14 protein-coding genes, 1 tRNA gene and 1 pseudogene are annotated in these 21,599 nt (G+C 59.1%); 6 read left to right on the top strand and 10 right to left on the bottom strand.

Features of this window, described 5'->3' with window-relative positions:
* Positions 1–4: 4 nt before the first annotated feature.
* The 6 genes from QVP03_RS07755 to QVP03_RS07730 form a co-directional block, all read right to left on the bottom strand.
* Positions 5–715, bottom strand: coding sequence for an SAM-dependent methyltransferase (locus QVP03_RS07755; RefSeq protein ID WP_022332938.1), 711 nt, complete (start codon positions 713–715; stop codon positions 5–7).
* 1 nt (position 716) lies between these two features.
* On the bottom strand, positions 717–1,205 hold the full coding sequence (locus QVP03_RS07750) for a hypothetical protein (protein ID WP_022332937.1): 489 nt from the start codon (positions 1,203–1,205) through the stop codon (positions 717–719).
* Positions 1,206–1,209: 4 nt separating this feature from the next.
* Positions 1,210–3,579, bottom strand: coding sequence for an alanine racemase (gene alr / locus QVP03_RS07745; protein ID WP_022332936.1), 2,370 nt, complete (start codon positions 3,577–3,579; stop codon positions 1,210–1,212).
* A 120-nt stretch (positions 3,580–3,699) separates the two neighbouring features.
* Complete coding sequence (locus QVP03_RS07740; RefSeq protein WP_022332935.1) at positions 3,700–6,195, bottom strand: endonuclease MutS2; 2,496 nt, start codon at positions 6,193–6,195, stop codon at positions 3,700–3,702.
* Positions 6,196–6,215: 20 nt separating this feature from the next.
* Positions 6,216–7,217 carry an MlaD family protein gene (locus tag QVP03_RS07735; protein ID WP_022332934.1) on the bottom strand — a complete coding sequence of 334 codons (1,002 nt, stop codon included), beginning with the start codon at positions 7,215–7,217 and terminating at the stop codon, positions 6,216–6,218.
* A 13-nt stretch (positions 7,218–7,230) separates the two neighbouring features.
* Positions 7,231–8,517 (bottom strand): N-acetylmuramoyl-L-alanine amidase, encoded by a 1,287-nt coding sequence (locus QVP03_RS07730; protein ID WP_022332933.1) that lies wholly within the window; start codon positions 8,515–8,517, stop codon positions 7,231–7,233.
* A 142-nt stretch (positions 8,518–8,659) separates the two neighbouring features.
* Between QVP03_RS07730 and QVP03_RS07725 the strand changes: the two genes are divergently transcribed.
* The 4 genes from QVP03_RS07725 (at position 8,660) to QVP03_RS07710 (ending at position 14,924) form a co-directional block, all read left to right on the top strand.
* A complete protein-coding gene (locus tag QVP03_RS07725; protein ID WP_022332932.1) occupies positions 8,660–11,530 on the top strand; it encodes a putative LPS assembly protein LptD in 2,871 nt (956 codons plus the stop codon).
* A 256-nt stretch (positions 11,531–11,786) separates the two neighbouring features.
* A complete protein-coding gene (locus QVP03_RS07720) occupies positions 11,787–11,975 on the top strand; it encodes a hypothetical protein (RefSeq protein ID WP_022332931.1) in 189 nt (62 codons plus the stop codon).
* Positions 11,976–11,987: 12 nt separating this feature from the next.
* The gene (locus tag QVP03_RS07715; protein WP_022332930.1) at positions 11,988–14,093 is read left to right on the top strand and encodes a BACON domain-containing protein; all 2,106 of its coding nucleotides are present in this window, start codon (positions 11,988–11,990) and stop codon (positions 14,091–14,093) included.
* 63 nt (positions 14,094–14,156) lie between these two features.
* Entirely contained in the window at positions 14,157–14,924 is a 768-nt protein-coding gene (locus QVP03_RS07710) for a DNA/RNA non-specific endonuclease (protein WP_256166041.1), read from the top strand.
* A gap of 160 nt (positions 14,925–15,084) precedes the next feature.
* Here the strand turns inward: QVP03_RS07710 and QVP03_RS07705 are convergent, their stop codons facing one another.
* On the bottom strand, positions 15,085–15,948 hold the full coding sequence (locus QVP03_RS07705) for a nitroreductase family protein (protein WP_022332928.1): 864 nt from the start codon (positions 15,946–15,948) through the stop codon (positions 15,085–15,087).
* Positions 15,949–15,993: 45 nt separating this feature from the next.
* Between QVP03_RS07705 and QVP03_RS07700 the strand changes: the two genes are divergently transcribed.
* Complete coding sequence (locus QVP03_RS07700) at positions 15,994–16,437, top strand: GNAT family N-acetyltransferase (RefSeq protein WP_022332927.1); 444 nt, start codon at positions 15,994–15,996, stop codon at positions 16,435–16,437.
* Between the two features lie 67 nt (positions 16,438–16,504).
* Here QVP03_RS07700 and QVP03_RS07695 read toward each other — a convergent pair whose 3' ends face one another.
* On the bottom strand, positions 16,505–17,749 hold the full coding sequence (locus QVP03_RS07695; RefSeq protein WP_022332926.1) for a nucleoside permease: 1,245 nt from the start codon (positions 17,747–17,749) through the stop codon (positions 16,505–16,507).
* A gap of 138 nt (positions 17,750–17,887) precedes the next feature.
* On the opposite strand from QVP03_RS07695, the gene QVP03_RS07690 reads away from it, so the two are divergent.
* Positions 17,888–17,958: transfer RNA gene (locus QVP03_RS07690), tRNA-Gln, on the top strand.
* 387 nt (positions 17,959–18,345) lie between these two features.
* On the opposite strand, the gene QVP03_RS07685 is transcribed toward QVP03_RS07690, so the two are convergent.
* Both QVP03_RS07685 and QVP03_RS07680 read right to left on the bottom strand, forming a co-directional pair.
* A complete protein-coding gene (locus QVP03_RS07685; RefSeq protein WP_022332925.1) occupies positions 18,346–19,353 on the bottom strand; it encodes a hypothetical protein in 1,008 nt (335 codons plus the stop codon).
* Positions 19,354–19,508: 155 nt separating this feature from the next.
* Positions 19,509–21,593 (bottom strand): annotated as a pseudogene (locus QVP03_RS07680) (M3 family metallopeptidase).
* Positions 21,594–21,599 lie beyond the last annotated feature (6 nt).

Below are 21,599 nucleotides of genomic sequence, written 5' to 3'. Positions count from 1 at the left end.
ATGCCTACCCGATGATAAAAATCGCCGGGCGCCTGTTCATTTCCGGCAGCCGCACCGACCGCCACTCGCGCACAGCGAGCGTACGGATATATTCGCCGGGGGCGGTAATGTCCATCGCCAGCGTCAGGCGCGTCTCGGGGGCAAGGGTTTGCAGGAGCTGTTCCATCAGCTTCACATTGCGGTAAGGCGCCTCGATGAAGAGCTGCGACTGGCGTTCGGACTGCGCACGGCGTTCGAAGCGGCGGATCGCCTGCACCCGTTCGGGCGGCTTGACGGGCAGGTAGCCGTTGAAGGCGAACGACTGCCCGTTGAGCCCCGAGGCCATGACGGCCAGGATGACGGACGACGGCCCGACGAGCGGCACCACGCGGATACCGTGGCGGTGGCACGCCTCGACGACCAGTGCCCCGGGATCGGCGACGCCCGGCACGCCCGCTTCCGAGACAACCCCCGCCGAGCGGCCCTCAACGAGCGGTTTCACCAGCTCTTCGACCTCACGCCCGGCGACGGTATGTTCGTTCAGCTCGCGGAACTCCAGCGTGTCGATCGGCCGCGCGATGCCGGCCTTCGACAGGAAGCGCCGCGCCGAACGGGTGTTCTCGACGATGAAGTAGTCGAGCGAATCCATCACGGCACGGTTCGCCGCGGGCAGCACGTCCCACGGTGCCGTCTCGTCCGAAATCGGACACGGGATCAGATAGAGCGTTCCGTACATCTTATTTCAGTTTTTCGAGTTTGGCCCGGAGTTCCCGCTCCCGGGCAACGGCTTTCGTATACAGCACAGCAAACCAGACGCTCAGCGCCATGACACCGGCGATCACCACCCCGAAAACACCGCTCAGGAAAAATGCGCTCACGACCAGCCCCGCAACCGAAAGCATCAGCGGGGATTTGCGGACATTGCAGCCGATAGCCACATAGCCGCCCGCCAGCACGAGCATCACGATTCCGACCACCAGCCTCTCCCCGTTTCCCTGGGCGTTGACCAGTTCAACCACGCCGCTGGCGAGCGCCAGCAACGCCGCGGCGAACATGGCGCTGCGGGCCTTGCCCAACTGGTTGAGGGCCGATTCGGATTCGAGCTGTGCCGTCAGCAGCCGCGCCCCGAGGCACTCGGCGGCCTCATCGCGCCCGGCGGGGCAACCGCAGGAGGGACACGTTCCGGTTCCGGAAGCGATTTCACCGCCGCAATCATAGCATTTCATAACTTTATTCTTTGAGGTAAATCCGTTTTACGCGCCCCGAAACCGAGGTCATGATCTCATAGGGAATTGTATCGAGCACGCGGGCCATCGTTTCCAGGTCGTTGCCCGGCTCGGGCGAGAAGACCACGACTTCGTCGCCTTCCTTCACGCCGGGAATCCCCGTAATGTCGACCATGCAGCTGTCCATGCAGATGCGTCCGACGATGGGGGCGGGACTCCCGGCCACCAGCACCGACCAGCGGCCGCAGCCCAGGTGGCGGTCGAGCCCGTCGGCATATCCGATGGGGATCGTCGCCGTCGTAGTTTCGCGCGTGAGTTTCCCGGCCCGTCCATACCCTACGGCCTCGCCCGCAGACAGGTGCTTGACCTGCACGATACGCGTGCGGAGGGTCGAGACGGGACGCAGCATCCCGTTATGCCGGTAGCCGAAGCCGTAAAGCCCCAGCCCGAGGCGGCACATGTCGAACTGCGCCTCGGGGAAGCGTTCGATGGCGGCCGAATTGGCCGTATGGCGGATGACCGGATAGGGCAGCGAGGCGGCGACGCGGGCGCTCATGCGGTCGAACAGGGCGATCTGCGCCCGGGTATAGGCATCCTCTTCGGGCATGTCGGCACAGTTGAGGTGCGAGAAGACCGAGGCGACCTTGACCTGCGGGGTTTCCGCCAGCGCCCTGCACAGCGCCCCGACTTCGTCGTCCGTGAATCCCAGCCTGTGCATACCCGTGTCGAGCTTGATATGGATCGGGTAACGGCTCTCGCCCGCATGCACCACGGCCCCGGCGAAGGCGCCGAGCGAATGGAGGCTGTATATCTCGGGTTCGAGGCGGTTGGCGATCATCTGATCGAAACTGTCGGCATCGGCGTTGAGCACCACGACGGGCATCGAAATGCCCCGCTCGCGCAACAGTACCCCTTCGTCGGCGAACGCCACGGCCAGGTAATCAACGCCCTGGTGCTGCAACAGCTGCGCGACTTCGAAATCGCCGGCACCGTACGAGCCGGCCTTGACCATCGCCACGAGTTTCGTACCGAAGCTGAGCTTCGAACGGAAGAAATTGAGATTGTGCGTCATGGCGTCGAGGTCGACCTCCAGCACCGTCGTATGGCTGCGGCGCGCGAGGGCGTGCGCCAGTTTCTCGAAGCGGAAATCGCGGGCGCCTTTCAGCAGAATGGCACGCCCGGCCACGGCCCTGCGGTCGATGCGCGCGATGCACTCGTCGGTCGAGGCGTAAAACTCCTTGTCGCAGCCGAACAGCCCGGCATGGCGTTTCAGGCGCGGGCCGATGCCGATCAGAAAGTCGACGCCCGCCCGTGCGACCATCCCCGCGACACGGCCGTAGAGTTCGTCGTCGGAAAGCCCGCTCTGCGAGATGTCCGACAGGACGAGCGTACGGCGGCGGTTCAGCGCCACGCCGTGCAGGTAATCGAGCGCCAGCGCCAGCGAATTGAGGTCGAGGTTATAGGCGTCGTTAATCAGGATCGAATCGTTGATGCCCTCCTTCACCTCGAGGCGCATGGGCAACGTAGGCGCCGAAGTGAACGACGGCGCGGGATAGTGCATCGCGGCGCAGAACGCCTCGACGATCTGGGCATTGCGGCGCGATGCGGCGTTGCCGATGACCGACTCCGGCACCTCGGGGAACGACGCGGCATCGAGGGGCTTGCGGGCGGCGAAACGCGCCGCGACCATGCCACCCAGTGGTTCGTAATAGCTGTGGTAGACGATTTTCGAAGCATTGCGGGCCAGCACCATCTTCTCGTCGCATTTCTGTTCGAGATTGAGGAAATTCTCCTGGTGCGCGTCGCCGATCGAGGTAAAAATAACCACGTCGGGACGGATGATGCGCTCCAGCCGCTCCATCTCTCCGGGCTTCGAAATGCCCGCCTCGAAGATGGCTAACTCCTCGTCGCCTTCGAGCATCAGCACCGAGAGGGGCACGCCCAGCTGCGAATTGTAGCTTTTCGGAGAGCGGTAATATTTCATCCCCGCGGGCAGTTCTTCGGCGATCCACTCCTTGATGACGGTCTTGCCGTTCGAACCGGTGATGCCGACGACCGTACCCCTGAATTGCGCACGGTAGTGCGCCGCAAGGCGTTGCAGGGCGTCGATGGCGTTGTCCACACGCACGAAGCCGCAACCGGCGGGGCACTCGACATCCCGTTCGACGAGGAACGCACGCACGCCGCGCGCCGACATCTGGGCGACGAAGCCGTGCGAGTCGTGATTGGCACCGCGCATGGCCACGAACATCGGGCAGCAGCCCAGTTCGCACGACAGCGAACGGCTGTCTGTGACAACCGACCGCACTTCGGCATCGCAGCCTGTAAATTTCCCGCCGACAACGGCGGCTATTTCCGAGAGTTTGTAGTTCATCCTGTATCTTATCCGTTTTTCGCCGGGCGGATGGCATCCGGGGCTTCACGAAGCCGGCGGGGCAGGAACATACGCGGAGTATGCGGCTGCCGCGAGCGGAAGCGCCGGAGGCAGCCGTCCTCACGAAAGGTCAAATGTCACGATCGTAATTCCCGCCCCGCCCCGGTCGGCATGCTCGTCGCGGGCGCTTTCGACCTCAGGCACCGTGCGCAGGTAGCGGCGTATCTCCTCCTTGAGAGCCCCCGTGCCCTTGCCGTGGAGAATCGACACCGACCCCACGCCCACCATCAGGGCGTCGTCGATGAAATCCTGCACGGCGTCCAGCGCCTCGGCGGCACGCATGCCCCGCACGTCGATATGGTCTTTGAAGCTGAGCTTGCGGGCCGAAATGCCGGCCGACACCACCGTCCGCGCCGTCTGCGGGCGTGTCGCCTCGCGGAACTCGCTGTTCGAAACCACGGTCAGCATCTTCCGGTCGACCGTAGTCAGTATCTGGCCGAAGGCGACCTGCGCCTTGCGCCCCTTGACCGACTGCACCACGCCGACCATATCCTGTCCGGCCATGCGGACTTTCGACCCGGCCTCCACCTCGCGCGGTTTCGGAGCTTCGGCAGGGGCAGCCCCCGCCGCCTGCGCCTCGCCCCGCTGCGCCTTGCGTTCTTCACGCCGCTGACGGCGGCGTTCGATACGTTCGATCTCGCGGGCGACCTCGGCATCCTTGTCCGCCGTATCGGTCTTCGTCACCGCGTCGCGGAAATCGTCCAGTTCGCGGCGCGCAAGGCGCGTCAGCTCCTTTTCGGCCTGCGCCTCGCGGATCGTCCTGATCGTATTCTCGATCTGCCGGTTGGCATCGGCGATCAGCTGCTGCGCCTCCAGCTTGGCCTTTTTGAGTATCTCCTGCCGCTCGGCCCTGATCTTCGACAGCTGCCCGGCATAGGTCTGCTCCAACTCCTCGACCTTGCGGTCGGTCAAGCGGATGCGGTCGCGCTTCTGTTCCCAGTAATGCTTGTCGCGGGCGATCTCACGCAGCTGCTTCTCGATGTTGATATGGTCGCTGCCGGCCTTCTCGCCCGCCGCGCGGATAATATCCTCCGGGAGCCCGATCTTGCGGGCGATCTCCACGGCGAACGAACTGCCCGGCTTGCCCGTTTCGAGGCGGAACAGCGGGCGGATATTCTGCACGTCGAACATCATGGCGCCATTGGCGATGCCCTCGGTATTCGACGCATAGTATTTGATATTGGCATAGTGGGTCGTGATGACGCCGTAGCACCCTTTGGTCAGCAGGCGTTCGAGGATGGCCTCGGCGATGGCGCCGCCGATGACCGGCTCGGTACCCGACCCGAACTCGTCGATCAGCACCAGCGTCGACGACGAAGCCCCCGCGAGCATGTTCTTCATGTTGAGCAGGTGCGACGAATAGGTAGACAGGTCGTCGTCGATCGACTGCTCGTCGCCGATGTCGATGAAGATCGAACGGAACACGGGCAGTTCCGAAACCTCCGATGCCGGAACGGGGAACCCGCACTGGAACATATACTGCACGAGGCCGGTGGTCTTGAGGCAGACCGACTTGCCACCTGCATTGGGCCCCGAAATGACAAGGATATGCTTGCGGCGGTCGAGCTGCATGTCGAGCGGTACGACCTCGCGCCCCTGCGCCCGCAGGGTTTGCTGCAGGAGCGGGTGGCGGGCATTCTTCAGCACCAGCCGGTCGTCGTCCGAGATGATCGGTTTCACGCAGCCGTTCTGCGATGCCCAGCGTCCCTTGGCACGCAGCATGTCGATCTCGGCCAGGTAGTCGCCCGACGCGGCGATCAGCCCGGCATCGGGGCGCACCGAATCGGTGAACTCCGAGAGGATGCGGACGATCTCGCGCCGCTCGGCATATTCCAGTTCGCGCAGCTCGTTGTTGATCTCCACGACCTCGACCGGTTCGACGTAGAACGTACGCCCCGTGGCCGATTCGTCGTGGATGAAGCCCTGCAGCTTGCGTTTATTGGCCGCGGCAACCGGGATCACGGCCTTCCCTTCGCGGATCGATATCTGGGCGTCGGCATCGACGATACCGGCCCCTTTGGCGGCGGCGAGCACCGCCTGCAACCGCTTGGCGGCCTGCCCTTCGCGTTCGCGGATGGCGCGCCGAATCTCCAGCAGGGCCGGCGAAGCATTGTCCCGGATATTGCCGAAACGATCGACGATGGCGTCGATCCGCTGCACGATCCCGGGGAATGCCTCGACGCCGCGGCTGCGGGCATACAGCGCCGGATATTGCCCTTCGCGGGCGAGGATGAACGCAACGACGCTGCCGACGAGGCTCAGCGCCCGGTGCAGGGTCACCACCTCCCCCACGTCGAGGAACGTCCCTTCGACACGCAGTTTGGCAACGACATGGTCGACGTCGGGATATTCCCCGCCGGGAAAATCGTGCTCCATGTCGAGCAGCAGGCGCATCTGGTCGGCAAGTTCCAGCCTCCGCCCGATCTCGCGCGCCGAGGTCGAGAAAGTCTCTTCGGCGAGCTTCCCGCGGGCGGCACGCATGGTGCAAAGCGCTGCAACCTGTTCCCGAAGCCGGTCGAAGCCGATCTTCTGCTCGAAGTTTGCAGGATAAATCATCTTTATGTCGGATTGAACGGCTACTGCAGCCGCCTGAGCGAATCGCGCTCAGCCTTGGCAGCAGCCTTGGCGGCCTTCTTGTCGGCACGCTCCTTCATCTTTTCGGGGTTGCGCCCGAAAAGCGAGAGGTGGACGTAACGGCCGGGGTATTGTTTGACATCGGCCAGCAGCGCCGCGAGGTTGTCGCTGGCCTTTTCGAGCGAATCGTACAGTTCGGGGTCGCTGATGAGCTTGCCGATCGTGCCTTCGCCCTGCGCGATGCGTGCCACGAGACCGTCGAGGTGCTCCACGGCCTGCGAAAGCTTGCGGGCAAACTGTTCCTCGGTGAGCTGCGAGGTGAAACGATCCACGTCGCCGATGATGCTGTCCACGCGCCCGGCATTCTCGCCGAGCATGTCGGAGAATTTCGAAAGGTTGTCCAGTGCGCTCTTCAGGCTGTTTTTCTCCGCCGAGAGTATCTCGGCCATGTCGCCCGTCACGGAGTTCAGGTTGCCGAGCGTCCCGGCGATGTTGTCCGCATTGGTTTCCATCAGGCCGTTCAGGTTTTCGAGCGTGCGCGATAGGTCGGTGGTGAGCTGCGAAACCTTCTGCTTGAAGAAATCCAGCTCGGAGCCGGCCATGTCCATCAGGTCGCGGTCGCGGCTCGAACGCAGCGTATCGCCCTTCTGGAGGTAGGTGTTAGCCGTGCCGTAGGTGATTTCGATCGCCTTGGCACCCATCAGTCCGTTGCTGAAGATTTTGGCCTCGGAATCGGACGGAATGCGGTATTGGCGCTTGATCGTGAATTGCAACACGACCTTGTCGCTGCGGGCGGGATCGAACGAAAGCCGTGTCACGGAACCGATCTTCACGCCCTTCATCATGATCGGCGACGCGTTCTGCACGCCGTTGATCTGGTCGTAGGCCGCATAATACTCGACGTTCCGGCTGAAAATGTCGAAACCTTTCAGAAACCGGATTCCGGCCCAGGCGACGCCGATCATCGCCACGGCGAATATGCCGATCTTAACTTCCCTTTTCATAGCTCGTTTATTTTCATTTCACAATCTGCGTGCCCCGGCAGCTCACGACGAAGGCATCGGGGAAAACCTTGCGTACTTCGGCCAGCCGTTTCTGGGCTGCGGCACGGGTGTCGTACTCGCCGACGCAATATTTATAGCGGAACCGCCCCTCGGCGGTATACTGTTTCACCTTGTTGCGGTAGGATTTGAAACGTGCGGACGAGGTCGGCACGGTCTGCGCGCTGGCCAGCACCTGCACGGTATAGCGCAACGGCCGGGCAGCTTGGTTAGGGGCAGCTTCGGCCCCGGCCGGTTTCTGCGGTTCCGGCTTTTGCGCCCCGGATTTGCCCGCAGCCTTCTGCGGCTCCGCCTTTTCCGGGGTGGCGGCCTTCCCGCCCGGCTTCCGTCCGGACTTCCCGGCAGACGTATCGGATGCCTTGTCCTGTCCCGCAGGGCGCACAGGCTCCTTCCCGATGACGACCTGCGTTTCGGGCTCTTTAACGGGCTTCGGGGAGGCCGCAGCCTCCTCCCCGGCCCTGCGCGTTTCGAGCACATAGGCCGAATAGTCCTTCACGCCCTCGTAAATCGAGCGGGCGATCTCGTCCTGCCCCTTTTCCGACTTCATATAGGCCATCTCCTGGGCGTTGGACATGAAACCGATCTCGGTCAGCACGCCCGGCATGTCGGTGGCATAGAGCACACGCAGCAACTGGGGTTTGATGCCCCGCGAATGGCGCCCGGCCTTCAGGTAATTATTCTGGATACAGCGCGCCAGCGCCATGCTGTACTCGCCGTAGGTGAATTGCAGGTTCTGGATATATGCCCGCACGATGGCCGCCGTCCGCTCGTCCGACATGTCGATCAGGTCTTCGCGGTTGTTCTCGAACAGGGCGTTCTCGTTGTAACGCTGCTCCTTGGGGCTTTCGCCCATGATGAGCGTCTCGACACCCCGTGCCGCCGAGGATTTCGCAGCATTGACGTGGATCGAAACGAAGAGGTCGCCGCCGGCCTTGTTGGCGATGTCGGCACGCGCCTGGAGGTCGGTTGCCAGATCGGTGCCCAGCGCCTTGTCCGTCTTGCGGGTATAGACCACCTTCACGCCCGGCATCCCCTCCTCGATGAGCTTCCCGAGTTTGAGCGCCACCTTCAGCGTGAGGTCTTTCTCGTAGACATTGCCGTAGTGCGCCCCGGGGAATTTCCCGCCGTGTCCGGCATCGATGACCACAACTTCGACCCCGTGCGCAATATTCCCGGCCGTGGCACCGTTCATTAGAACGGTAACGGCTGCAAACGCGAATAACAGGAACAGTCGTGTGCGCATATTTAATGGAGCCAAATGTGAGCTTTCTGTAATTTTTTACCTATCTTTGTCGCGCCTAAAAAACCCGGCGGGAGTGCATCGAGGCTCCGATCCAGGCGTTTTTGCCGACATGTCGGCAAAGGTACGAAAAATTATTGGGATTTTGGATAGAATCAGGGTAAAATATCTGTTTTCGGCGGCGGCACTCCTACTCTTCGCCCAGTTGGTGTTCGGCTCGTCCGTACCCCGGGGAATGCTTGCCTCGGCAGCCGAAGATAGCCTCCGCCAACGCCTGTCCGATTCCCTCCAGACCCATTCCGAAGCCGCGGCCGAAGTGCTGGAAGCTGCGACCCAAAGCCGCCGCGACCGCCGCGAGCAGGCACGCGCCGCCCGGGAACAGGCACGCCGCCGCGCCGCATTCGAAGCCCTGCCGCAGGAGCAGCGCGATTCGCTCTTCGGCGCACAGCTCGATTCGCTCATCACGCAGAAAGGCGACTCGCTCGAAGGCCGCGGGGCGGACACCATCGCCCGCGACACGGTGAAAGAGAAAAAGCCCCAGAAACCGGGGGCGTTCCTCGACGACCCGATCACGGGCAAGAACAAGGACTCGCTGGTCTACGACGTGCGCAACAAGATGGTCTACATTTACAACGAAGGCGACATCACCTATCAGAACAGCAACCTCAAGGCCGACTACATGCAGATCAACATGGACACCAAGATGGTCTATGCATACGGCAAGCCCGACTCGCTCGAAGGCAAACCGATCGTCACCAAACCCGAATTCTCCGAGGGCGACGCATCGTACACGATGGATACGATCACCTACAACCTCACCTCGAAGAAGGCCAAGATCAAGGGCGTGGCGACGCAGCAGGGCGACGGCTGGCTGGTCGGAGGCAGCGTGAAGAAAATGCCCGACAACACGGTCAACATCCAGCACGGCAAATACACGACCTGCGACGAGACCGACCACCCGCACTTCTACCTGGCGATGACCAAGGCCAAGGTCATCCCCGGCAAGAAAGTCGTCACGGGGCCGGCCTACCTGGTCATGGAGGACGTGCCGATCTACTTCCTCGGCATCCCCGAGGGCTTCTTCCCGATCAACATGGGTCCCAAATCGGGTCTGCTGATGCCCACCTACGGCGAGGAATACTCCAAGGGGTTTTTCCTGCGCGACATGGGTTACTATTTCACACTGGGCGACTATGCCGACCTGGCCGTACGCGGCGGTATCTACACGCTCGGTTCGTGGGAGGCGTCGGCCGCATCGCGCTATATCAAACGCTACAAGTACAGCGGCAGTTTCAACATGCAGTACTCGAACATCAAGACGGGCGAAAAAGGCGAGCCGGACTATATCAAGCAGAGCAACTTCCGCATCCAGTGGACGCACTCCCAGGATCCCAAGGCCAACCCCGGGTCGACCTTCTCGGCATCGGTGAACTTCGCTACGAGCGGTTACAGCAAATATTCGGCGACCAACCTCAACGACATCCTCTCGACGCAGACCAACTCGTCGATCGCCTACTCGAAGAACTGGGCGGGAACCCCCTTCTCGCTCTCGGCGAACATGTCCATCTCGCAGAACTCGCAGAACAAAAGCCTCTCGGTAACGCTGCCGACCGTGGTTTTCAACGTCTCGCGTTTCTACCCCTTCAAGCGCAAGGAGCGCATGGGCAAAGAGCGGTGGTACGAAAAGATCTCGATGCAGTATACGGGCAAGATGACCAACTCGGTGACGACCACCGAGGACAAGATCTTCTCGAAGGAGACGCTCGACAACATGAAGAACGGTATCGAGCACAACATCCCCATATCGGCGTCGTTCAACCTGTTCAACTACATCAACATCTCGCCGTCGGCGACCTACAACGAGAAGTGGTATTTCAAAAAAGTCGAATTCGACTGGAACCCCGTCACGAACAAGGTGGACACGCTGCCGACGCAATACGGGTTCTACCGCCTCTACAACTACAACTTCAACGTCTCGGCATCGACGACCGTATACGGCATGTACGACTTCACCAAGAAGCGCAAGGATCGTAAGATCCAGGCCATCCGCCACACGCTCACCCCTTCGATCGGATTCGCCTATACGCCGGACTTCGGCGACCCGAAATACGGCTACTACAAGACGCGGCAGACCGACTCGACAGGACGTTTCACCACCTATTCGCCCTATTCGGTCAACGCATACGGCGTCCCCAGTTCCGGACGGTCGATGTCGATGAACTTCTCGCTGTCGCAGAACCTCGAAATGAAGGTACTGTCGAAGCGCGACACCTCGGGCGTGAAGAAGATCAAGCTGATCGACGAGCTGCGCATCAGCGGGTCGTACAATTTCCTGGCCGACTCGATGGGGCTCTCGACCATCCCGATCTCGTTCCGCACGCCGCTCTTCAAGAATTTCGGCATCAACCTCTCGATGACGCTCGACCCCTACCGGCTGACCCCCGACGGCAAACGCTACAACAAGCTCTTCTTCCCGGGGCGTATCGTCTCGACGGGCTGGTCGTTCGGCTATACGTTCAAATCGCGCGAAGACCGCTCGCAATCGGCCATCAACGACATCACCAGCATCCCGCCCGAATACATGAACCCCTACTACGACCCCTACGGCAACATGGATCCCGTACTGCGGCGGCAATACATGTCGCAGATGTACTACGATTTCTCGCTGCCGTGGAACTTCGGGTTCAACTATGCCATCAACTACAACATATCGACGGGCAATTACCCGCCCAAAGGATACAAGAAGAACGTCACGCAGACCGTCAGCTTCAACGGCAGCCTTACCATAACGCCCAAGACCGGCATCACGTTCCAGGGCGGTTACGACATCAAGGCGAACAAACTCACCACCTCGTCGATCTCCATCTCGCGCGACCTGCACTGCTGGCAGATGTCGTTCTCGTGGATACCCTTCGGGTTCCACCGCAGCTGGAGCTTCAACATCGGCGTAAAGGCGGCATCGCTTTCAGACCTCAAATACGACAAGAGCCAGTCGATGTACGACAATATGTACTAAATCCCGATCCCCGGCTCATCCACCCACCCTTTCATCCCAGACAATCCGGCTACCGGCTGCGGCAATGCGGCACGGTCGTCGTTTCCCGCCGTCGGCACCGGCAACAATACGCCAAACAGACAAAACCCGGCAGGAAAACAGACGTTTGTGTATATATTTTGACCGGGAACCGGAATTTCACAATTTTTTAACGGGAATAGACTATTTTTTTGCTATATTTGATACGAAAATGTTTCAACCAAAAAAATTTAGCCTTATGAATTACAATCTGTCCACCAGCAAGGGGGGGGGAAATTCGACCTATCTTCCGCCCGTAATTGAGACGATCGACATCGAGACTGAAAAAGGGTTTGCAACATCGCCCACCCCACCCGACGTCTATGACGATTGGGGCAGCGGCGGCGGTGCAGGAGGTATCGGATCGGGAAGCGAACACGAACTCTAATACCGCAGCCCTATGAAAAGTCTCTCTAAAATCACACTGTTTGCAGCTCTCACCGCTGTAACAGCTACAGCCTGCCAAAAGGAAGACAGCAGCATCGACACCCCTTCCGGCAAACTCGTCAAGATGACTTTTACGGCCGGGAACCCTGAGCTCAAACCGGAAGTCCGCACCGAGATCGACGGATTGACCCCTTATTGGTCTGTCGGCGATCAGATCGGCATCAGTACCGACGGGACGAAGTCCAACTACCCCTTCACGAACGATGCGACGGAGCGCGCCGCAACAACGACTTTTTCCGGTAACGCGAACATTTCATCAACGATTTACGCTTATTATCCATTCACGGCCAACGGAATCGACAAAGTAGGCGATAATACGGGCGCAAAGGTCGATCTGCCGGCAAACCAAACCCCGACAGCCAACTCGTTCGACGGCAAAGCCGACATCCTGGTCAGCAAACCGCTTACACTCGATTCCGAGGGACAGCAAGTCGCCAATCTGGAATTCAGGCGGTTGAGTGCCATTGTCAAAGTCGTACTCAAAGACCAGTCTACAGACACCAAATTGGCCGACCAGCACGTATCGTCACTGTCCATTACGACCGATGGCGACAACACACTGGCAGGCCGGGTTGTTGTAGACCTCTTGAACTACACGATGTATGCACCCTATTATAACGGCTCCAACACCGTAACGGCGACCTATACGACAAATACGGAATACGTTATCAACGGTGTCAGCGGCACCTATTTAAGCGTATATCCGCGATTGCTGGCTGCGGGGTCGAAATTGGTCGTCGAAGCAGCGACAGAAGGGTATGTCATCAAAAAAGAGATTGTCCTGTCCAATGAAATCGATCTGGAAACAGGAAAGATCACCACTTTGAATGTCAATCTTTCAGACGAACACATCACAGCCGCGGCAACCGGTCTGAGCCTGCCGTTTACCGACGATTTCAGTGACCTGACAGGAAACTCCGCAACAAATATCCTGTCCCGCAAAGACAAAAACGGAAACGACCTGTATTCCGCGGGGAACTCCTATGTTTATCAATACGACTCCCCGCATGGCCTCCGCATGAGTTCGAGCAAAAACTCCGGGTATATCGTCACCAGCGAACTGGATCTCTCCGCACCGTTCTCGGTACTGATTTCGGCTAAAGTCTGGCCGAAAGATACTTCCGGAATCAAAGTAACCGCCGGAGAATCCGCGGCAATCACGACCGCAGACCTAACCGAGGAGTTCAAAACCTACCTGCTGAAATTCGACGCACAAAATTCGAAAACGAAAATCAGGATCGAGCCCTCCGCCACAAACGAAAGAATAATTATCGAAAGCATACAGATCGTTCCCGGCCATGACATCACCCTGCCGCCGGTACTGAAAATCACATCGGAAACGACCTTGTCCGTTCCTGCGGAAAGCGCTACCAAAACCATCAACTACACGGTTGAAAATCCCACAAACGGGGTGTCGGTCGTCGCATCGTCAGACGTTTCCTGGCTCAATTCATTCGTTTACAACGTCGACGGCGTTTCTTTCACAATAGACGCAAATCAGGGCGAGGAACGTTCCGGCACCATCACATTATCGTACGAAGGCGCCGAAGCGCAAACCGTAAGCGTCACCCAGACAAAACCGGGGGCTGTAATGTGGGAAACCGAGACTTTCGAAAATTACACCGTGCCCAGCACTACCAGTTATGGTTCCAGCGGCACATTCAACGGAGTAACCACTGGAACCCCGCAATGGAGTTATAGTGGCTGTGGTAATCCTAATCAGGCCAACACAGACAAAACGGCGCTTGCCAATGCCGGAGTCGTGGTAATAAACGACAAATATGCAGCCATCGGTAAAAACGGCTCAATGTCCGTAACGATCCCAGGAGGCATTACAGCCCTTAAATTCAATGCGTTGACCTCAAGCAAAGGTTCGGCAACAGTCACCATAACAGCCAATGGTGCCACGGCAGCAAGTATCACTATTCCGGGAAACAGTAAAAGCGCATTCGAAATACCGACAATCGACTGTCAAGGTTATGACGCCACTATTACCATAAAACAAAATAATCAGAACAGAACGACGATAGGCGACATAACCTGGCAACCGGCGAATTGAACTCCGGGCGGGGAAGGAGGCGATCCTTCCCCAGACCCTACCCCGGGAACAGGAACAGCGGCATTGGGAAAATCGTGGGCGGAACTGCCCGCAGCGAACACTTCGGTGACCGAGATATGCCACTACATCACCGACGTGGCGGCGACGGGCAACGGTTCCTACCCGCGCAATTTCGCAATGGGTTATGACAAGGCGAAAAAGGCGGCCCTATGGGCGGCATATCCGCTGCACGCCTATTATACAGCCCCGAATGCTTCGAAAGAGCGGGCCTACTCGGCCGACCCGTCGCTGGGAAAGACCGAGCAGATGGTGGGCGGCGTGGGAGCACCTTACAACAAGGGACACCAAGTCCCCAACGCCGACCGGAAAGTGAGCAACCTGGCGAACAAGCAGATTTCCTACTATTCGAACATGACGCCACAGCTCGCTACATTCAACAGCGGTGCATGGGGCACCCTGGAAAACAGAGTCCGCGGATGGATGTGCGCCGATACGCTCTATGTGGTAACGGGATGTTATTTCGATGGGACAGAGGGTACGACGACCGACAACGGCGGTAACCCATGCCCCGTACCGACGCATTATTACAAGGTATTGCTGCGCACCAAGCAGGGCACCACGGGACAATCCGTAACCACCCTTGCGGCCGACGAACTGCAATGCATCGGATTCTGGTATGAACAAACCACAGACAAGACCCAGACACCGGACGGTTGTGCGGTACCCGTGACGGAGATCGAAGCCAAATGCGGGTTCGAATTCTTCGTCAACGTGCCGAACGCTCCGAAAAGCAGCTACTCCCCGGGGGAGTGGGGTCTTTCGGGCAACTGACACCGAGCCGCAAAGGAGAAGCGGCCCCTGCACAGCAGAGGCCGCTTCTCCTTGTATCCCGGCGACAACCGGGTGGAGCGGACAGATGACGCGAACCGCCAAAAAACTCGAAAAAAGCAACTGAAATATCCCGGGCACAGCTCCGGGAAGCCCCGCACGCCTATCTCCGCTCCAAAGGGGAAGGCGTGCGGTCGATATAATTCGGGTAGCGGAACTGCGGCATCCCGAGCGCCATGACGGCACAGATACGGCGGCCGCCGAGTCCCAGCATCTTGCAGAGCCCCTTTTTCCTGTCCTGCCGCACGGCGGTCAGCACGAAGCCCATATATATCTGGCTTACCCCGAGCGCTTCGGCCATCAGCGAAGCGTTTTGGTAGGCGAGGTTGGCATCTTCGGCGCCGAAACGGCTCTCCTTCGGCGCATGGATCAGCAACACGGCCGTCGCACCCCGCAGGATGCGGTCGTTGCCCCCGGCATATTCGCGGCGCATTTTCCGGAAAACGGGGACATAGCGGTAGACGTCGGGCAGCAAACGGCTCAGCCACGGGCGCACGAGCGGGTGGGAAAGGCGATCCGCGAGTTTGCCGAACACGCCGAGCGTATATTCGCTCATACGGCGCAGCAGCACAGGGTCGGTCACGAGCGTATAGCCCAACTGCCGGGCATTGGTGGCCGTCGGAGCGAGGTCGGCGGCCGCAACGATCCGGTCGAGCATCTCCTGCGGCACGGGGCGCTGCGAGAGCGCCCGGTTCGAGCGCCGCGCAGCCATCAGCAGTTCGACCTGAGCAGGTGTGGGCATGGCCGCATAGTCGACCGGATGCACCTTGGCGGGCGGAAATTCCGCATGTGCCACAGACCCCGTCGGGCAGGCCGCGACGCAGTGCCCGCAGACGATGCAGTTCTCGGGTTTCGAGAGCGCCACGGGGCCGCCCGCCTTCTCCTGTACGAAAATCTGCGAAGGGCACACCTTCACACATCGGCCGCAACGGATGCAGCTCACACCATCCACACGGATCGTATCCATATCTTCCGAAATTTTAAGTACCTTTGTCATCAATTACAAACCGCCATGTCCCCTGTCCTCACAAAACATTTCAGCGAACTCTCCACCCGGGAATACCACCGTATCGTGCAGGCACGCGAGGCCGTCTTCTTCCTCGAACAGCACATCACGGAACCCGATGCCGACGCCGTTGACCCGCAGAGCGTATTCATGTGGATGGAGGACGGCGGCCGCGTAGTGGCCTTCCTGCGGATCATCCCAGCAGGGATCGCCTACGCCGAAACCTCGGTCGGCCGCGTGCTGGTCGATGCTGCATACCGCCGCCGCGGGCTGTGCCGCAGCCTGATGTCCGAAGCGCTGCGCTATATTGCCCGGACATGGGGCCCCCAGCCCATCCGCATCTCGGCACAAGAGCACCTGGCCGGATTTTACGCCACCCTCGGGTTCGCACCGGTCTCGGACACCTATTTCGAAGCAGGTATCCCGCACGTCAAAATGCTCCGCCCGTAGCCCGGCACCCGGGTAAAAAAATTCCGGCGGCGAGAGGTTTCCCCGCGCCGCCGGAACCATACTTATATTAATGGTTCACCGAGACCATCTCTTCGGGGTTGTGCTTGTATTTGAACACGACAGCGAAGACCACGGCCACCACGAGGGCATAGCCGGCGAAGATATACCACGAATCGGGCCATCCCCAGGCATCGACGACGGCACCGGCGGCATACGAACCGAAGAACGCACCGAAGCCGTTGGTCATAATCATGAAGACGCCCTGTGCCGAAGAGCGGATCTCGCGGCTGGTCTCCTTCTCGACGAACAGCGAACCCGAGATATTGAAAAAATCGAATGCCACCCCGTAGACGACCATCGAAAGGATGAGGAACGCGGCACCCGAGCCCGGGTTGCCGACGCCGAAGAACCCGAAGCGGAGCACCCACGCCAGCATCGAGATGAGCATCACTTTCTTGATCCCGAAGCGCCGCAGGAAGAACGGGATCAGCAGGATGCATAACGTCTCGGACATCTGCGACAGCGAAAGCAGGATCACCGAGTGTTTCACGATCGCCGAATCGGCATACTGGGGCATCGAGCCGAAGCTCTGTATATAGGAGTCCCCGAAGGCGTTGGTTATCTGCAACGCGGCGCCGAGCAACATCGAGAAAACGAAGAAAATGGCCATGCGCTTCTCCTTGAAGAGCGTGAACGCACGCAGCCCCAGGGTATCGACCCACGACCTGGCCTTGACATTGCGGTCGACGGGGCAGCCGGGCAGCGAGAACGAGTAGACGGAGAGCAGGAACGACAGCACCGCCGAGACATAGAGCTGCCACTCGGTCAGCTTGATCTGCACGCCGCCGATATGCGTCAGGTCGACGAACCACATCGCGGCGATGAAGCCTACCGTACCCCACACGCGGATCGGGGGGAAATGTTTCACGGTATCGAGCCGGGCCAGGTCGAGGGCATTGTATGCCACCGAATTCGACAGGGCGATGGTCGGCATGTAGAACATCACGCTCAGCAGCATACAACTGTATAAAGGCCCATAGGCCGTTTGCGAAGCCGCGGCAATCAGGAACCCGCCGCTCACCAGATGGCAGATGCCGAGCAGCTTCTGCGCCGGGATCCACCGGTCGGCAATGATACCCATCACTGCGGGCATGAACAACGACGCAACGCCCATCGTGGCAAAGAAACTTCCGATTTGCAGCCCTGTGAAGTCGAGGCCACCGCCAAGGTAGGCGCCCAGCGAGATGAGCCACGAACCCCAGATGGCATACTGGAGGAAGTTCATGACGATAAGGCGGAATTTAATTCCCATAATTCTCTGATTTTAGGTTGTTTTTATTTACAAGTTCATTCGGTCGGAAAATGATTAAAACAAATGTACTAATTTTTTTTGTGAATTTTCTTTGCAATTGAAAAATAAAGTTCTACTTTTGCATCACCAAAACGTCATTGAGCTATGGTGTAATGGTAACACAACAGATTCTGGTCCTGTTATTCTTGGTTCGAATCCAGGTAGCTCAACTGAAAAAGCGAGGAAGTCTCCTCGCTTTTTTCATTCTTCCTCCACGCTCCTCCCCCCCCCGAACAGCCTGTTTCGCAATGCGAAACAAACAAACCACGCTTCCGTCGGATATCAGCATTATCACCCACACCTGAAATTTTAATTTCAAAATCCGAGCCGTACTCAAAACCAGGCATCAAAAACAGACAATCAATCTGCACGCACACCCGTTTTCCGTCTTGTTTTACCCGAAGCCTTACCCTACTTTTGTATTGCACAGGAGATATGAAGAATTCAAGTGGGATTGTGCAAGGGGCGGGCTACACCCGCAAAAGTGACGCAAGTGGAAAATCCGTCAGGATTTGAAGCACAGGATAGACACCAAGGAGCTAGACGCAAGGTTCCGTTTATTCCTGGAAGACTTCGGGGGAGGGTTCTAAGCCCTCCCTTTCCAATTCTGCCACGACAGCTCGCTGCCGCTTGAAGAAATGGATCCGCTGCAATTCCCCGCTGCATGATATCAACGTCGCAAACCGGCTCAGGGCCAGCACCCAGCGTTTGGTGTGCTCGAACATGTCCGGATCGGAGCTGCGCAGCGAGTTGATCGAGAACGCCTCGAGGCAGCTCGCCCGGTAATGCCGTGCCGAAAGGTAGCAGTAAGTCGCTTCGATATCCATATCCGAAATAAAGACCGACACAGGCCGCCCGCTGCGGAACTGCCCGGAAACACAAATCTCTTCCAGGTCGTCGAGCATTTGCAACAACTCGGCTTTCAGCACTTCGACGCTTTCGTCCCTAATCAGATGCATGTTGCGGAATGCGCAGATGGCGTTGACCCAGCGTTTGGTACAACTGCCGTCGAATATCAGGGTCGTGGCAGGCATCAGCTGCGCTTCGTGCACCAGGTCGCGGTAGCTCTGCAAAAGCACCTCCGGCACTTTCATATCCTCGAATTTAGCCCCCGAACAGTCGATGAGCCCCTGCTGGTAGAGCCATTTGAAAAGTTTGAAATTGGTCAGTTTCGGATAACGCATGTAAAGCATCCGCGGAAACGAATTTCCGGCGATGGCCTGTTCGGCATCGACGTCGGAGGAAACCTCACGGTAGAAAAGGGTATCCTGGTCGATAACCCCCGTGTAATCTTCGAGCGCCGTATGGTAATCACTGAAACTCAGCCGGAAAAGCACATTCCCGAAATCCAAGGCCCCGACCGTGCGGTCGAGCGAAAAATTCATCTGCGCCGAAAGTACGCCCGCCTCCCCGAAGGTGAAAGGCACTTCGCCGCGCAGCCGGCGGTAAGCCGCCTCGCGGCCGATATTGAGCTTGTCCGTCAGAATGGCCGCCGCATTGGTATATTCCGGGGTACTATTTTGTATAGCACCGATCAGTGCCGCATTTAGTTTTTCCAGAGGCATAGTGCAAGTGTATTAGCGTAATAAAATTCTCAATCCCAACCGCAAATTTAGTAAAATATTCATCACAAGGAACATTTCAGGGCAAAAGAAATGCACCGTAAAAAAGGGAACCTCCTGTTGGGAGGTTCCCTTTTTTATCGGGTATGGGAATGCGGTTATTTGCCGAGCCCCATTTTCTCGATCAGCGCCCTGGTTTCGGGTTTGTGGCCGCGGAAGCGCACGTAGAGTTCCATCGGATGCTCGGTACCGCCCTTCGAAAGGATATTCTCACGGAACGAGCCGGAGACCTCGCGGTTGAAGATGCCCTTTTCCTTGAAGAGCGAGAAGGCGTCCGCCTCCAGCACTTCGGCCCACTTGTAGCCGTAATACCCCGCGGCATAGCCGCCCGAGAAGATATGTCCGAATGCCGGGGCCATCGCCGTTCCGGGAACTACGGGCAGCACCTGCGTCGGGGCCATCGATGCGACCTCGAACTGCTCGACGTCGCCCTCGAAAGGCTCGGTGATCGTATGCCATGCCATATCGGTCATGCCGAACGAAAGCTGGCGCACGTTGGAATAGGCCGCCAGGTAATTCTGCGCGGCGACGATGCGGTCGACCACCTCGACCGGGATCGGCTCGCCCGTCTGGTAATGCACGGCCCACAGGTCGAGGAACTCCTTCTCAGTAGCCCAGTTCTCCATGATCTGCGAAGGCAGCTCCACGAAGTCGCGGTAAACGTTCGTTCCGGTCTGCGACTCGTACTTGCCCTCGCCCAGCATACCGTGGAGCGAGTGGCCGAACTCGTGGAGGAAGGTTTCCACCTCGTCGAAGGTCAGCAGCGAAGGGGCCGTTTCGGTAGGCTTGGTGAAGTTCATCACCAGCGACACCAGCGGACGGGTCTCCTTGCCGTCGACGATCTTCGTGCCCCGGAACTCGGTCATCCATGCCCCGGAACGCTTCGATTCGCGGGGGAAGAAATCGAGGTAGAGTACCGCCATGAAACGGCCGTCCTGGTCGGTCACGTCGTAGGCCGTCACGTCGGGATGGTACACCTCGATCTTGTCGTTGGGCGTGAAGTTCAGCCCGTAGAGCTTGTTGGCGAGCATGAAGACGCCCTTGCGGACGTTTTCGAGTTTGAAATAAGGTTTCACCAGCTCGTCGTTGAGCGCATATTTCTCGTGCTTGTACTTCTCGTTGTAATAGCCCCAGTCCCACGGCATGAGCTGGCCTTTGAACCCGAGCGAAGCGGCATAGTCGGCGACGGTCTTATAGTCCTGGTCGGCATAGGCCTTGGTCTGGGAGAGCAGCTCGTCGAGGAAGGCCATGACCGTCGGGGTGTTCTCGGCCATGCGGCGTTCGAGCACGTAGTCGGCATAGCATTTATAGCCCAGCAGGTTGGCGATCTTCAGGCGCAGGTTGGCAATCTGTTTGACGACCGGCGTATTGTCGTTCTCACCGCCCAATGCGCGCGAATTGTAGGCACGCCAGAGTTTCTCCTTGAGCGCACGGTTCGACGAATAGGTCAGGAAAGGCACATAGCTCGGTGCCTGCAACGTCACCGTCCAGCCCTTTTCACCGCGCGCCTTGGCATCGGCTGCCATGCCCTCCTTCACGAAGTCCGGCAGTTCGGCCACGACCTTCGGGTCGGTGATGTTGATCGAGAAGGCATTGGTCGCAGCCAGGGCGTTCTGGCCGAATTGGAGCGTCGCGGCCGACAACTCGGACGAATACTTGCGGTAGAGCTCCTTGTCCGCGTCGGACAGGGCGGCCCCGTTGCGTGCGAAACTCTGATAGGTATCCTCGAGCAGCTTCTTGTCCTCTTTCGAGAGGCCGCGGCCGGGTTTCCCGTAGACGGCCTTCACGCGGGCGAAGAGCTCGGGGTTGAGCGAGATGTCGTTCGACAGTTCGGTCAGCTTGGGCTGCACGCGCAGTGCGATCTCCTGCATTTCGTCGGACGTGTCCGCTTCGAGCAGGTTGAAGAAAATACCCTAAATACGATCCAGCAGCGCACCGTGGCGCTCCAGGGCCACGATGGTATTGCCGAAGGTCGGCTTCGAGGGGTTGCCGACGATCGCGTCGATCTCGGCACGCGAGCAGGCGATGGCCGCGTCGAACGCAGGCTCGTAGTCCGAGAGTTCGATCTCGGAGAACGGCGGGGTCTGGTGGGGCGTATCCCACTCGGCCAGCAAGGGGTTCGAAGTATCTAATTCGGGCAGCTGCGCCTTGGGGATCGAATTGTCGGCACACCCGGCCGCCATCGCAGA

Origin of the sequence: Alistipes sp. CAG:29 (genome assembly GCF_000435435.1) — a bacterium.
GTDB classification, from domain to species: Bacteria; Bacteroidota; Bacteroidia; order Bacteroidales; family Rikenellaceae; genus Alistipes; species Alistipes onderdonkii.
Note: the sequence above shows the minus strand (reverse complement) of the source record. Positions and strands in the feature narration are given on the sequence as shown.

Coding starts and splice junctions, on each gene's coding strand:
- QVP03_RS07755 (WP_022332938.1), bottom strand. CDS start 715: ATGTACGGAACGCTCTATCTGATCCCGTGTCCGATTTCGGACGAGACG.
- QVP03_RS07750 (WP_022332937.1), bottom strand. CDS start 1,205: ATGAAATGCTATGATTGCGGCGGTGAAATCGCTTCCGGAACCGGAACG.
- alr (WP_022332936.1), bottom strand. CDS start 3,579: ATGAACTACAAACTCTCGGAAATAGCCGCCGTTGTCGGCGGGAAATTT.
- QVP03_RS07740 (WP_022332935.1), bottom strand. CDS start 6,195: ATGATTTATCCTGCAAACTTCGAGCAGAAGATCGGCTTCGACCGGCTT.
- QVP03_RS07735 (WP_022332934.1), bottom strand. CDS start 7,217: ATGAAAAGGGAAGTTAAGATCGGCATATTCGCCGTGGCGATGATCGGC.
- QVP03_RS07730 (WP_022332933.1), bottom strand. CDS start 8,517: ATGCGCACACGACTGTTCCTGTTATTCGCGTTTGCAGCCGTTACCGTT.
- QVP03_RS07720 (WP_022332931.1), top strand. CDS start 11,787: ATGAATTACAATCTGTCCACCAGCAAGGGGGGGGGAAATTCGACCTAT.
- QVP03_RS07715 (WP_022332930.1), top strand. CDS start 11,988: ATGAAAAGTCTCTCTAAAATCACACTGTTTGCAGCTCTCACCGCTGTA.
- QVP03_RS07705 (WP_022332928.1), bottom strand. CDS start 15,948: ATGGATACGATCCGTGTGGATGGTGTGAGCTGCATCCGTTGCGGCCGA.
- QVP03_RS07700 (WP_022332927.1), top strand. CDS start 15,994: ATGTCCCCTGTCCTCACAAAACATTTCAGCGAACTCTCCACCCGGGAA.
- QVP03_RS07695 (WP_022332926.1), bottom strand. CDS start 17,749: ATGGGAATTAAATTCCGCCTTATCGTCATGAACTTCCTCCAGTATGCC.
- QVP03_RS07685 (WP_022332925.1), bottom strand. CDS start 19,353: ATGCCTCTGGAAAAACTAAATGCGGCACTGATCGGTGCTATACAAAAT.